The organism is Nonomuraea typhae, from assembly GCF_009760925.1.
GTDB lineage: Bacteria > Actinomycetota > Actinomycetes > Streptosporangiales > Streptosporangiaceae > Nonomuraea > Nonomuraea typhae.
In genome coordinates this window covers 322,862-336,465 of the sequence record NZ_VRLV01000001.1, presented here as the reverse complement: position 1 = coordinate 336,465, position 13,604 = coordinate 322,862, and the positions used below count along the sequence as shown (strand labels likewise).

The following is a 13,604-nucleotide window of genomic DNA, read 5'->3' as shown; positions in this document are numbered from 1 at the left end:
GCCCGGCGGTCAGGCGGTCAGCTCGCGTTCCAGCGGGGTGCGGAAGCGCGGGGTGATCCGGACGCCGCCCAGCCAGGCGGCCAGCCCGGCCGCCTCGGCCTCCACGGCCGCCCGCGCCTCCGCGCCCACGTCGTCCAGCAGCCGCCAGACGACCTCGCCGTCCGCCCGCGTCGCCCAGCCGCCCGCCACCCGGCCGTCCCACCAGATGGTCGGGCCCACGTTGCCGCTGCGGTCGAACAGCAGCGGCCGGTGCTCGGGCGCCAGGTACCAGTCGCGTCCCTGCCAGCCCATCGGCGTCGGGTCGAGGGCGGGCAGGAACGCCGCCCACGGCCCGGCCTCGCCCGGGAGGCCGTCCTCCTCGGGCAGGACGTAGCCGGTGCCCTCGTCCAGGGCGACCTCGGCCGCGCCCACCGCCTTCAGCGCGCGGCGCGTGTCGCCGAGCGTCCAGCCGGTCCACCACTTGAGGTCGGCCTCGGTGCCGGGGCCGAAGGCGCGCAGCCACCGCTCCACCAGTGCCGCCTGCGCCTCGGCCACCGGCATCTCGGCCATGGCCCCGGCCAGCGCCCACCGGTGGCGGCCGCTGATCCACGAGCCCGCGGGGCGGCCGCGCCGTACCACGACGCCGTCCATCGCCATGAGCGTGAGCAGCCGTGAGGCCACGCCGACGCGGGTCTCTGAGGACGTGCCGGGCGCGTAGACGATCTGCTCGCGCAGGTACGGCACGGCCTCGCGCAGTTCGGTGGCCTCCGCCTCGCCCAGCTCGCCCAGGGCGGCGACCACCGCGGCCTCGGCGGCGGCGATCCACGGCTCGTCGAACGGGCCGCCCTCGGCGAAGTGCTTGACCAGTTGCCGGCGCTCCCTGACCGCGATCGCCGCGGTCGAGGAGTGGTGCACGACGGGCACGAGCTCCCGGGGCACCACGAAGACGGTGCGCCGCATGCCGGTCATCCGCACCAGGGTGCGGTCGGCGTACAACGCCTTCTCGACCGCCTCCACCGTGGGAAGGGCCAGCCGCGCACCGGCCGACAGGAAGACGGTCGCCGGGTCGGTCGCGTGCAGCGCCACCACCGACGCGACGGCCTCCTCGACGCCGGCCGCCTTGCGGGCCAGCGCCTGGCGTGCGCCCAGGCGCGCGCGCCGCTGCCGCGCTGTGATCCGTTCCACCGGTGCCTCCGTCCCGTGCGTGGTTCCAGGACACCTTCGCACACCCCGGGGACATCGCCGCTGCAGGGCATGCCCCGGCCTCTGGAGTCGTCCATGACAACAGAGGTGCACCCGGTCGACCAGCGGCGTCGCCACGCTCATCCAGTGCGTGGGCGTGTGGCGATCGCGGGCGGCATCCTGGTGCTCTTCAACCAGCTGCGCTTGGCGCAACGCACAAGCTGATCGCCGGTCCCGCGGCGCAGCTTCGGAGTTCTCGCGGCTAGACCCGGCGGGAACCGCCTGGGTGTACTGAAACGGCACTCAGGCACCGCGCTGCCCGTCACCGGGCAGACCCACGGGCCCCAGCGAAGGAGCCTGCATGACCCTGATGTTCCTCAACGGCGGCGCCATGCGGGGCGGACCGCTGCACCACCTGCTCGGCGGCGCGCCCCTCGTGGCCGAGACCCGCACCGCCGCCAAATACCGCTTCTACGCCGTCGGCGACCGCTGCCCGGCGCTGTTCCCCGTCTCGCACGGCGGGGCCGAGATCGACGGCGAGCTGTACGACCTGGACCTGGACCGGCTGCGCGACGAGGTCCTCCCGGCCGAGCCGCCGGAGCTGGAGCTCGGGGTGATCGAGCTGGCCGACGGCGGCTCCGCCCTGGCCATGCTGCTGCGCCGGCCGAGCACCTCGCACGCCGAACTGGCCGACATCACCGGCTACGGCTCGTGGCGCGCCTACCGGAAGGAGAGAGCGTGAGGTTCGACGTCAACTGCTCCATCCTGTTCACCGACCGGCCGCTGCTGGAGCGGCCGGCCGCGGCCAAGGCCGCCGGGTTCGACGGGGTGGAGTTCTGGTGGCCGTTCGCGGCAGCCGTACCCGATGACCGTGCGGTGGACGCGTTCGTCGCCGCGGTCGAGGACGCCGGGGTCCAGCTCGTCGGGCTGAACTTCCTCGACGACCTCCCCGAGGGCGGGCGCGGGCTGTTCTCCCGGCCCGGCGACCGGGTACGGCTGCGCGACAACCTCGACGTGGCCGCCGGGATCGCCGGGCGGCTCGGCTGCCGGGCGCTCAACGCGCTCTACGGCAACCGGGTGCCCGGGCTGTCGGAGCGGCGGCAGGACGAGGTGGCGCTGGAGAACCTGGCGCTGGCCGCGCGCAAGGCGGCCGCGGCCGGCGCGGTGGTGCTGGTCGAGGCGCTCAACAGCTACGAGTCGCCGTCCTATCCGCTGGTGTCGGTGAAGGGGGCGATCGACGTGATCGAGGGCGTCGGGGAGCCGAACGTGCGCTTCCTGTGCGACCTCTACCACCTGGCCCGCATGGGCGAGGACCTGACCGCGGCGCTCGCACATCCGCTGGTCGGCCACGTCCAGATCGCCGACAGCCCGGGGCGCGGCCGTCCCGGCACCGGGGAGCTGCCGTTCAAGGATCTCCTCGGCGGCTACGACGGCTGGGTGGGCCTGGAGTACAAGGACCCCGGCCTGGATTTCTCGTGGATCAAGGAGTTCTCGCAGTGAAGATCGGTTTCATCGGGCTCGGCGTCATGGGCAGGCCCATGGCCGGGCACCTGGTCAGGGCGGAACACGAGGTCACCGGCCACGACCTGAGCCCCGTGGATTTCGAGGGCGCCCTCGCGGGCAGTGTCGCCGAGGCGGTCCGGGACGCGGACGTGGTGATCACGATGCTGCCCGCGGACCCGCAGGTTGAGGCGGTTTTCCCGGAAATTTCGGCGAACGCCCCTCAAGACGCCCTCTACATCGACTTCTCCACCATCACCCCGCAGACCTCCCAGAAGCTCGCCCAGCAGTGGAAGCGCACCCTGGACGCCCCGGTCTCCGGCGGTGAGAAGGGCGCGATCGACGCCGTCCTGTCCATCATGGCCGGCGGCTCGGCGGCGGACTTCGCGGCCGCCCAGCCGGTCTTCGAGGCCGTGGCCACGACGTACAGGCTCGTCGGCGGCCCCGGCGCGGGGCAGTACGTCAAGGCCGCCAACCAGCTCGTCGTCGGCGGCACCTACGCCCTCCTCGCCGAGGCCATCGTGCTCATGGAGGCGGCCGGAGTGGACGCCGCCGCCGGGCTGGACGTGCTCGCCGGCGGCCTGGCCGCCGGCCGCATCCTCGACCTCAAGCGCACGTCCATGCTGGCCAGGGACTTCCGGCCCGGCTTCCGCATCGACCTGCACCACAAGGACATGGGCATCGTCCTCGACGCCGCCCGCGGCGCCGGCGTGGCCGTCCCCATGGGCGCGCTCACCGCGCAGCTCGTCGCCTCCGCGCGCGCCCAGGGGTACGGCGGGCTGGACCACTCCGCCCTGCTCAAGGTCGTCGAAGGGCTGAGCCGATGAAGATGCCCGCGATGGAGGCCGTGGTCCACGTCCTGAAGTCGGAGGGCGTCGACGTCGCCTTCGGCTGCCCCGGCGCGGCCATCCTGCCCCTCTACAAGGCGATGGAGCGGCTCGGCGGCATCGAGCACCTCATCGTCCGGCACGAGGAGGGCGCCACCCACATGGCCGACGGCTGGGCGCGCACCAACGGCCGCGCCGGCGTGGCCATCGGCACCTCGGGACCGGCCGGCACCAACATGATCACCGGCCTCTACACCGCGATCGCCGACTCGATCCCGATGATCTGCGTCACCGGCCAGGCCGCCTCCACGAAGCTGCACCAGGAGGCGTTCCAGGCGGTGGACATCGTGGAGATCGCCAAGCCGGTCACCAAGTGGGCGGTGCAGATCAAGGAGGCCGCCCAGGCGCCATGGATCTTCCGCGAGGCGTTCCGGATCGCCCGCTCGGGCCGCCCTGGGCCGGTCCTGATCGACATCCCGGTGGACGTCGCCAAGCAGGAGATCGAGTACGACCCGTCGATCGACGCGCCGCTGCCCGTCAGCGAGGTGCGCCCGCACCTGCCGCGCGTCGAGCGCGCCCTGGACATGCTGCTGGCCGCCGAGCGGCCGATCATCCTGTCCGGCGGCGGCGTCATCCTCGCCGACGCCGCACCCGAGCTGGCCGAGCTCGCCGGGTTGCTGCAGATCCCGGTGCAGGCCACGCTCATGGGCAAGGGCTCCTTCGCCGAGGACCACCCGCTGTACTGCGGCATGACCGGCATCCAGACCTCGCAGCGGTACGGCAACGCCTCCTTCCTGGAGTCGGACCTGGTGCTGGCGCTCGGCGCCCGGTTCGGCGACCGGCACACCGGCGCGCTCGACGTCTACCGGGGCGAGCGCGCGTTCATCCACGTGGACATCGAACCGACCCAGATCGGCCGGGTCTTCGGCCCCGACCTGGGCATCGTCTCCGACACGCGGCTGTTCCTGCGGGCGCTCACCGGCCTGGCGCGCGAGCGCGGCGTCAGCCGTACGCCTGGAAGGTGGGTGGCGCGCGTGCAGGAGCTGAAGCGCATGCTCACCCGGCGCGAGGACTTCGACGACGTCCCGATCAAGGCGCCCCGCGTCTACAAGGAGATCAACGAGTTCTTCGACGACGAGACCTACTTCGTCACCGCGATCGGCCTCTACCAGATCTGGGGCGGCCAGCACCAGAAGGCCGGCAAGCCGCGCCGCTACCAGGTGTGCGGGCAGGCCGGGCCGCTCGGCTGGGAGATCCCGGCGGCGATCGGCGTCAAGAAGGCCCGCCCGGAGGCGACCGTGGTCGGCGTCGTGGGCGACTACGGCTTCCAGTTCCTGGTGGAGGAGCTGGCGGTGGCGGCGCAGTACAACGTGCCGTTCGTGCTGGTGATGCTGAACAATGAATACCTCGGGCTGATCCGGCAGGCGTCGATCGGCTACGACATGAACTACGAGGTCGACATCCACTACGACGAGTTCGGCAGCGACAACGTCAAGATCATGGAGGCGTACGGCTGCGCGGGGACGCGGGTGCACGACCCGGCGCGGATCCGGCCGTCGCTGGAATGGGCCGCCAAGGAGGCGCGGCGCACCTCGCGTCCGGTCCTTGTGGAGATCATGATCGAGCGTGAGGCCAACACCCCGCACAGCGTCTCGTCCATCGACGCGGTACGCGAGTTCGAACCCCTTCCGGAGCAGGTGTGATGATAGGCACGCCCTCCTGCCCGCTCGCACCGGGCAGGAAGGCGTGTCCAGCCATTCTGTAACAGCTCGCGAGGAGTTCGTAGTGGTGGAGCACGTGCTGATCGCACCCGACAAGTTCAAGGGGTCGCTCACGGCGCCCGAGGTCGCCGCCCGGGTCTCGGCCGGGCTGGGCGTGCCGGCGGTCGAGCTGCCCGTGGCCGACGGGGGCGACGGCACCGTCGACGCCGCCGTGGCCTGCGGTTTCGAGCGTGTTCCGCTGACCGTCACCGGTCCCACGGGCGAGCCGGTGGCCGCCGCCTACGCGTGGAGGGCGCCGACCGCGGTCATCGAGATGGCCGAGGCGTCCGGGCTGCGGCGGCTGCCCGGGGGGCCGGCGGCGCTCACCGCCACGAGCTACGGGACCGGGGAGCTGATCGCGGACGCGGTCAAGCGCGGGGCCACCCGGATCGTGCTCGGGATCGGGGGCAGCGCCTCCACCGACGGCGGGGCCGGGATGGCTCGTGCGCTGGGCGCCCGGTTCCTGGACGAGGCCGGGGCGGAGCTGCCCGAGGGTGGGGCGGCGTTGCGGGAGCTGGCAAAGATCGACATGTCTGGATTTATCAGCCTTGATGGGGTTGAGGTGGTGGTCGCGAGTGATGTCGACAACCCGCTCCTCGGCGCGCACGGCGCCGCCGCCGTCTACGGACCCCAGAAGGGCGCCTCGCCCGAGGACGTCCAGGTGCTGGAGGCCGGGCTGGCCCGCCTGGCCGCCCGCGCCGCCGCCACGCACGGCCTGGTCGGCGCCCCGGAGTGCAGGAGCTCGGGACGAGAGAGCGACGAAGGAGCCAACGAGGAGCGAAGCGGGCGCGACCATGAACACGCGCACGACGGCGTCCCCAGACCCATGGGCGTCGCCGGGGCGCCCGGCGCGGGCGCGGGCGGCGGCGTCGGCTTCGCCGCCCTCGCCTTCCTGCGGGCCGACATCCAGCCCGGCATCGAGTACCTGCTCGACCTGCTCGGCTTCGGTGCGCAGGTGCGCGGCGCCCGCCTGGTCATCACCGGCGAAGGCTCCCTGGACGAGCAGTCGCTGCGCGGCAAGGCCCCGGTGGGCGTCGCGCGGGCCGCCGCCGTGGCCGGGGTGCCCGTGGTGGCCGTCTGCGGGCGGCGCACGCTCTCCGACGACGACCTGCGCGCCGCGGGCATCCAGGCCGCCTACGCGCTCACCGACCTCGAACCCGACCCCGCCCGCTGCATGGCGGAGGCCGGCCCGCTGCTCGAACGGCTGGCGGCCCGCATCGCCGCCGAATGGACGTGACATGGACGATCTGGTGATCCGCTCGCGGCGCGTGGTGACCCCGGACGGGGTGCGCGCCGCGGCGGTAGCCGTACAGAACGGCACGATCGCGGCGCTGCTGCCGTACGACGCACCGCGGCCGGCGGCGCGCGAGCACGACCTCGGCCCGGTCGCGCTGCTGCCCGGGCTGGTCGACACGCACGTGCACGTCAACGAGCCGGGCCGCACCCACTGGGAGGGCTTCGCCTCGGCCACGCGGGCGGCCGCGGCGGGCGGCGTCACCACGATCGTGGACATGCCGCTCAACTCGCTGCCGCCCACGGTCACCCCGGACGCGCTGAGCGCGAAGAAGGCCGCCGCGGCCGGCCAGTGCCACGTGGACGTCGGCTTCTGGGGCGGCGCGGTGCCCGGCAACGTGAAGGAGCTGCGCCCCCTGCACGAGCGGGGCGTGTTCGGCTTCAAGTGCTTCCTGTCGCCGTCAGGGGTGGAGGAGTTCCCGCCGCTCGGCCTCGAGGAGGTACGACCGGCGCTGGCCGAGATCGCCGCCTTCGACGGGCTGATGATCGTGCATGCGGAGGATCCCTCGCTGCTGGCCGAACCCACCGGCCCGACCTATCCGGAATTTCTCGACTCGCGCCCCGGCTCCGCCGAACGCAGCGCCGTCGAACACGTCATCCGGCTGGCCCGCGAGACCGGCGCCCGCGTCCACATCCTGCACGTCTCCAGCGCCGACTGCCTCGGCCCGCTCCGCGACGCGCAGGCCGCCGGCGTCCCGATCACCGCGGAAACCTGCCCCCACTACCTGACCCTCGCCGCCGAGCAGGTCCCCGCGGGCGCGACCGCCTACAAGTGCTGCCCGCCCATCCGCTCGTCGGCCAACCGCGACCTGCTCTGGCAGGGCCTGGCGGACGGCACCCTGACCTGCGTCGTCTCCGACCACTCGCCGTCGCCGGCCGACCTGAAGGTGCCCGACTTCGCCGCCGCGTGGGGCGGCATCGCCTCCCTGCAGCTCGGCCTCACCGCCGTCTGGACCGAGGCGTCGCGGCGTGGGTACGGCCTGGCCGACGTGGCCCGCTGGATGGCCGAAGGCCCCGCCCGGCTGGCCCGCGTCAGCGGCAAGGGCACGATCGCCCCGGGCAACGACGCCGACCTCGTCGCCTTCGACCCCCAGGCCGCCCACGTCGTGGACGCCCACGCCCTCCACCACAAGAACCCCGTGACCCCTTACCACGGGCACGCTCTCCGGGGCGTCGTCCGCACCACCTGGCTGCGCGGCCGTCCCATCGACGTGACGGCGCGGCCGTACGGAACCTTCCTGCAGTTGGGAGCACGCTGAATGACCGACTTCACCAGACTGCCCGACCTGGCCCTGCGCTCGTACGGCGGCGCCGTCGTGGCCGCCAGCGACGAGTCGTTCGCCGAGAAGGAGGCGCTCGTGCGCCCCGGCCGACCGGCGTTCCAGGCCGAGACGTTCGGTAACAAGGGCCAGGTGTACGACGGCTGGGAGACCCGGCGGCGGCGCACGCCGGGGCACGACTGGGCGATCGTCCGGCTCGGGCTGCCGGGTGTCGTGCGCGGCCTGGTGATCGACACGGCGTGGTTCAAGGGCAACTATCCGCCGCACGCGTCCGTGGAGGCGTGCGAGGTGGCCGGTCACCCCTCGCCCGAGGACCTGGCCGCGGCCGCGTGGACCGAGATCCTGCCCCAGGTGGATCTGAAGGGCGACGCGGAGCACTCCTTCGAGGTGCGCTCGGGGCAGCGGTTCACCCATGTCCGCCTGAACATGTACCCCGACGGGGGGATCGCCCGGCTGCGCGTGCACGGCGAGGTCCGCCCCGACCTGTCGCTCTACGACGGCCTCAGCCTGGACCTGGCCGCGCTGGCCAACGGGGCCGTGGTGACGGAGTGCTCCAACGAGTTCTACTCCGCCCCGCACCACGCCATCGCCCCCGGCCTCGCCCGCCACCAGGCCGAGGGCTGGGAGACCGCGCGGCGGCGCGACGCGGGCAACGACTGGATCGTCATCCGCCTGGCCGGGCGCGGCCTCATCAGGCTGGCCGAGATCGACACCACGAACCTGCTGTACAACGCGCCGGGCGAGATCCGGCTGCAGGGGCGCGACGGGGACGGCGACTGGTCCGACCTGCTGGCCCGGACCCGGCTGCAGCCCGACACCCCGCACCGCTTCCGCCTCACCGAGCCGCGGCCGGTCACGCACGTGCGCGCGGACATCTACCCGGACGGCGGCCTGGCCCGCATCCGCCTGCACGGCACCCTGACCTGAACGGCGCCGCGATCTCCTGCTGACCGGCCCTCCCTTCGGCCGGTCAGCATGGCGGCCCGCCGCGTCTCCCCACCCTGCCGCAGGGGGCTCTATGCCTCCCACAGAGGGCGGATCTCGATGCCCGCCCCCATCGGGCACCGGCGGGCGAGCTCTTCCGCCTCGTCCGGGTCGGCGCATTCGACCAGATAGATCCCGGCCAAGTCCTCGCGCAGCGGCGTGAACGGGCCGTCCGCAGCGGAGCCGCCGGAGCGCAGCGTTCTGGCCTCGGACTGGGGTTTCAGGGCCGCCGCGGCGAACGGGGCGCCGCGTTCGCTCAGGTAACGGCCGAACGCGGCGTGCTCGGCCACGGCCGCCTCCATCTCCGCCTGCGGCACCGTGGCCCAGTAGTCCTCGTGGTCGAACAGCAGCAACGCGAATCTCATGATGGACCTCCTTCTCCCTCATGACGCGCGAGCGGGCCGGAGTTCGACAGCGGCGCGGGATTCCGCGGCGGACGAGACCAGGACGACCAGCGTGCTCAGCGCCACGCAGAGGCCGATCGCGGGCTGGGCGCCGATCCGGTCCACGAGCCAGGCCACGCTCAGCCCGGCGGCGCCGTACCCGAGGCCGCCCGCGGCGTACATGCCGGAGAAGCCCACGGCCCACTGCGACTCGGGCAGCCGGTCCTGCAGGGCCACGGCGCGGGCGGTCAGAGCGGGGGTCTGCAGGAGGCCGGCGGCGGCGAACAGGACCACCACCAGGCCCAGCGCGGGCACGAGGGCGGCGGCGCCCAGGGCGAGGCCGATGCCCGTGGCCAGCAGCGTGGCGTGGGCCAGCGGGCTGCCGCGCCAGGCGCGGACGCCGTAGAGGAGGCCGCCGCCGATGCCGGCCAGCGTGTAGGCCGTCAGGACGGGGCCGGACAGGCCGGCGCCGGCGCCGTGGGTGATCAGAAGCGTGGGGAGCGCCAGGCTGACGGCGCCGAAGGCGAACATCATCGCGCCGTCGAAGGCCATCGCGGGCCAGCCGGTCCGCCAGAGGCCGGCCGGGGTGGCGGTGCCCGCGCGAGACGGCTCGGCTAGGCGGCCGGCAACCGAGGAGCCGGACGCACGAGACGGGTCGGCGAGACGGCGGGCGATCAGGGCGCCGGCGGCGGCCGTGGCGGCCATCAGGAGCACCGCGATGCGCGGGTCGGCCGCCGCCAGGAGGGCGACGACGGCCGGGGCGACGGTCCAGACCGTGGTGCTGGCCGCCGATTCGAGGCTGAGCGCGGGGATCCGGCGCTCGCCCGGTGCCAGCCGTACCAGGAGGGCGCGGAGGCCGCCGTTGGCGCCCGCGGAGATCGCGCCGCCCAGCCCGGCCAGAGCGAGCATGCCCGGCACGGTCCAGGGGCCGCGCGGCGTGGCGGCGAACGCGGCCAGCAGCGCGAACGCGCCCGCCTCGACGCCCAGCACCAGGGCGGCCTCGGCGCGCGCCGGCCTGCGGTCGAAGCGCCTGCCCAGCGGACCGGCGGCGACCGCCTCGGCCAGGGCGTGGCCGCCGCCCAGCAGGGCGCCGACGGCGTAGGAGCCGGTGGCGGCGTGGCCGAGGAAGACGAGCGCGAGCGGCGCGGCGGCCACCGGGAAGCGCTGGCAGACCAGGACCGCGAACCAGACGCCGATCCCGGGTGAGCGGAGCACGGCCAGATACTGTTTACCGGTCATACATTTAGACGGTAACAGTTACCGGCTATCGCGTAAACTGGTTACATGAGCGAGAGCGCGGCGCCGGGTGCGCTGGAGCAGGTGCGGACGTTCCTCAACACGTGGTGGGTGCCCAACGACACCCGGGCGCCCGAGGACCGGCTCCCCGCCCTGCTCGCCGACCCGGCCGCCTGGCGGGCCGACCTGCCCGCCTTCGCCTTCCCCGGCCGGAAGGACGCGCCCGGGATCGCGGAACTGCGGGCGGCGTTGCGGGCCGCGCTGGGCGAGGCGCGGCCCGTCACGCTCGGCCCGTGGCTGGCGCGGCACCCCCTGCGCGCGGAGCTCTCCGCGGATCCCGGCCGGCCGCCGCTCGCCCTGGTCCCCGAGGACGGTACGGCGGGCGGCGCGATCCTGGCGGTGGTGGCCGAGGCGGTACGGGCCGGCCAGTGGGCGCGGCTGAAGGCGTGCCCGGACTGCTCATGGGTCTTCTACGACCACAGCCGCAACGGCAGCCGCCGGTGGTGCGTGATGAGCCCGGGCGGGTCGGAGGCGCGGGGATGCGGGAGCATCGCGAAGGTCCGGGCCTACCGGGAGCGCCGCCGGACCACCGACTGACGCACATCCCCGATCCACCCGCTGGCGCACACCCGCCCGCTGGTTGGCGCACACACCCGGTCCGCGAAACGGCGTTGGCATCCCGTGACCGCTGACCCGCGCGGGCACCCCGAGGGCGCCGGCCGACGCGCGCTTCCCGTGCCGCGGAACCGGGGCCGGCGGGCGGGGCCGTGAGCTGCGTGGACGGGTGTGCCAGTGGCACGGACGTGCCGCGCCACGGCCGCATATCCGGATTTATCACCATAAATCCGGCTGGCCTTCCCCTCAATTCACGGAACAATCAGCGTTGGCCTCGCCGGCACCCTCCTCTCACCTGGACCCCCGAACCAGACCATTCACGGAATACCTGACCAACCCATTGACCCTCCGGTCAGGTTGACTAGTTTTCGGATCGCCGTGGGCCCGCGGAACCAGATCGGCACACCCCCGAGAGGAAGACCCGTCCGTGATCCCTCACCGACACCGCCTCATCGCCGGCACGACCTGCCTGCTGTTACTCGGCGTCACCGCCCCGGCCGAGGCCGCCGCCATCCCCCAGCCCCGATCCCAGGTCCAGATCCCCCAGCCCCGGCTCCAGATCCAGATCCCCCAGGCCGGCGTTGTCCCCCAGATCCCCCAGCCCGGCGCGGAAACGCATGACACGAACCTGTCCGGCCCCTCCCCTCAGAACGTCTGCGAGGAAGGCGCCACCTGGATGCGCCTGCGCATCGAGGGCCTGGACCTGCGTGACACGGACACCCTCACCCTGACCGGCTCCACGTCCGGCCGGCTCACCCTCACCCGGGCCCACGGCCGCGACCGCACGCTCACCACCCGTTCCCTGCGGGGCGACTGCGTACGCGTGACCCCGGACCTCAAGAACCCCGCCAGCAGGTACGCCGTCACCGGCTACGAGAGCGGTGCCACGGCCGACGTCGTCGTGGCCGGCGCCGGTGACATCTGCGGCAGCCAGTGCTCCGAGACGGCCAGGCTGATCACCGCCATGAACCCGGCCGCCGTCTTCACCACCGGCGACAACGCCTACGACAGCGGCACGCTCAGCGAGTACCGGGGCGACTACGCACGAACCTGGGGCTCCTTCTTCACCAAGACGTACCCGACCCCGGGCAACCACGAGTACAACACCAGCGGCGCCGCCGGGTACTTCGACTACTTCGGCGCCCGCGCCGGCGCCCGCGGCCAGGGCTACTACAGCTGGGACGTCGGCGACTGGCACTTCGTCGCCCTCAACAGCAACATCTCGATGAGCGCGGGCTCGGCCCAGGAGCAGTGGCTGCGCCGCGACCTGGCGGCCACCACGAAGCCGTGCACCGCGGCCTACCTGCACCATCCGCTGTACAACGTCGGCAACCACAGCCCCTCGACCGGCACCCGGCCCCTGTGGAAGGCGCTGTACGACCACAAGGCCGACCTGTTGCTGGCCGGGCACGACCACAACTACCAGCGCTGGGCGCCGCAGGATCATCAGGGCGCCGCGAAGGCCGACGGCGTCCGCGAGATCCTGGTCGGCACCGGCGGCCGCAGCTTCTACGGCCTGAGCGGCAGCAACCCGGCGAACCTGCAGGCCAAGAACGCCAACACCCACGGCGTGCTGAAGCTGACGCTGTCGAGCACCGGCTACCGCTTCGACTTCGTGCCGATCGCCGGCCGTACCTTCACCGACAGCGGCTCGGCGACCTGCCACCGCGCGAGCACGAGCCCAGACTTCGGCGTGTCCGCGGACCCGGTGACGGTCGCCCCGGGCGCGTCCGCCACCGCGGCGGTCCGCGTCTCCAGCCTGAACGGCTTCGCGTCGGCGACGCAGCTCACCGTCTCGGGCCAGCCGTCCGGCGTCACCGCGTCGATCTCGCCGTCGTCGGTGACGCCCCCGGCCGGAGGTACGGCAGACGCCGCCCTCACCGTCACCGCCGCCCCGGGCACCCCGGCCGGCACCCACAGCCTGACCGTGACCGGCACGTCCGGCGCCCTGACCAGGACCGCGGCCGTCGCGCTGCGCGTCGGGACCCCCGCGGTGTTCGCCGACGACTTCGAGAGCGACAGGGGCTGGACCGTGAACGCGGCCGGCGCCGACACCGCCACCACCGGCCGCTGGCAGCGCGGCGACCCCGAGGAGACCGCGGAGGAGGGCGTCAAGCAGCTCGGCGCCACGGTCAGCGGCGTCAACGCCCTGGTGACCGGCAGGCTGGCCGGCTCCGGCCCGGGCGCCCACGACGTGGACGGCGGCGTCACCAGCATGCGCTCCCCCGAGGTCACGCTGCCGGCCGGCGCGCCCACGCTGACCTTCTCCTACGCCTTCGCCCATCGCGACAACGCCGGCCCGGAGGACTTCTTCCGGGTCAAGGTCGGCACGTCCGTCGTCTTCGAGAGGAAGGGCACGTCCGGCGCCGACCTGGACGGCGCCTGGACGACGGCGAGCGCGGACCTGTCGGCCTTCGCCGGCCAGACGGTCCGCATCACCGTCGAGGCCGGCGACATGGGCGGCGCCAGCCTGGTCGAGGCCGCCGTCGACGACGTGAGCATCGGCTCCTGACAAGCCGGGGGACACGGGACGCCACCCCCCTCGCCACGCCCGTCCCGTGTCCC

Annotated in this window: 12 protein-coding genes; 9 read left to right on the top strand and 3 right to left on the bottom strand. The window is 73.6% G+C overall.

The genetic code is table 11. The features are described 5' to 3' along the window. Positions 1–9 precede the first annotated feature (9 nt). Positions 10–1,164, bottom strand: a complete 1,155-nt coding sequence (locus FVE25_RS01605) for a winged helix DNA-binding domain-containing protein (protein ID WP_246266512.1) — start codon at positions 1,162–1,164, stop codon at positions 10–12. Positions 1,165–1,522: 358 nt separating this feature from the next. Between FVE25_RS01605 and FVE25_RS01600 the strand changes: the two genes are divergently transcribed. From FVE25_RS01600 to alc, 7 genes are all read left to right on the top strand, one after another. Next, entirely contained in the window at positions 1,523–1,903 is a 381-nt protein-coding gene (locus tag FVE25_RS01600; RefSeq protein WP_157244552.1) for an allophanate hydrolase-related protein, read from the top strand. Beyond that, positions 1,900–2,661 carry a hydroxypyruvate isomerase family protein gene (locus tag FVE25_RS01595; protein WP_219825261.1) on the top strand — a complete coding sequence of 254 codons (762 nt, stop codon included), beginning with the start codon at positions 1,900–1,902 and terminating at the stop codon, positions 2,659–2,661. Before FVE25_RS01600 ends, FVE25_RS01595 begins: the two co-directional genes overlap by 4 nt. Continuing rightward, entirely contained in the window at positions 2,658–3,488 is an 831-nt protein-coding gene (locus tag FVE25_RS01590; RefSeq protein ID WP_157244549.1) for an NAD(P)-dependent oxidoreductase, read from the top strand. Before FVE25_RS01595 ends, FVE25_RS01590 begins: the two co-directional genes overlap by 4 nt. 2 nt (positions 3,489–3,490) lie before the next feature. Next, complete coding sequence (gene gcl / locus FVE25_RS01585) at positions 3,491–5,191, top strand: glyoxylate carboligase (RefSeq protein ID WP_181019469.1); 1,701 nt, start codon at positions 3,491–3,493, stop codon at positions 5,189–5,191. An 85-nt stretch (positions 5,192–5,276) separates the two neighbouring features. Beyond that, positions 5,277–6,485, top strand: a complete 1,209-nt coding sequence (locus FVE25_RS01580; protein WP_246266688.1) for a glycerate kinase — start codon at positions 5,277–5,279, stop codon at positions 6,483–6,485. Position 6,486: 1 nt separating this feature from the next. Then, positions 6,487–7,800 (top strand): allantoinase AllB, encoded by a 1,314-nt coding sequence (gene allB, locus FVE25_RS01575; protein ID WP_157244547.1) that lies wholly within the window; start codon positions 6,487–6,489, stop codon positions 7,798–7,800. After that, positions 7,801–8,748: an allantoicase gene (alc, locus tag FVE25_RS01570; RefSeq protein WP_157244546.1), complete on the top strand. Its 948-nt coding sequence runs from the start codon at positions 7,801–7,803 to the stop codon at positions 8,746–8,748. Positions 8,749–8,837: 89 nt separating this feature from the next. Here the strand turns inward: alc and FVE25_RS01565 are convergent, their stop codons facing one another. After that, positions 8,838–9,170: a YciI family protein gene (locus tag FVE25_RS01565; protein ID WP_157244545.1), complete on the bottom strand. Its 333-nt coding sequence runs from the start codon at positions 9,168–9,170 to the stop codon at positions 8,838–8,840. Between the two features lie 18 nt (positions 9,171–9,188). After that, complete coding sequence (locus FVE25_RS01560; RefSeq protein WP_157244544.1) at positions 9,189–10,427, bottom strand: MFS transporter; 1,239 nt, start codon at positions 10,425–10,427, stop codon at positions 9,189–9,191. Positions 10,428–10,472: 45 nt separating this feature from the next. Here FVE25_RS01560 and FVE25_RS01555 point away from each other — a divergent pair, with 45 nt between their 5' ends. Further along, on the top strand, positions 10,473–11,021 hold the full coding sequence (locus FVE25_RS01555) for a CGNR zinc finger domain-containing protein (protein ID WP_157244543.1): 549 nt from the start codon (positions 10,473–10,475) through the stop codon (positions 11,019–11,021). Positions 11,022–11,466: 445 nt separating this feature from the next. Continuing rightward, the gene (locus FVE25_RS01550) at positions 11,467–13,551 is read left to right on the top strand and encodes a metallophosphoesterase (protein ID WP_157244542.1); all 2,085 of its coding nucleotides are present in this window, start codon (positions 11,467–11,469) and stop codon (positions 13,549–13,551) included. Positions 13,552–13,604: the final 53 nt, after the last annotated feature.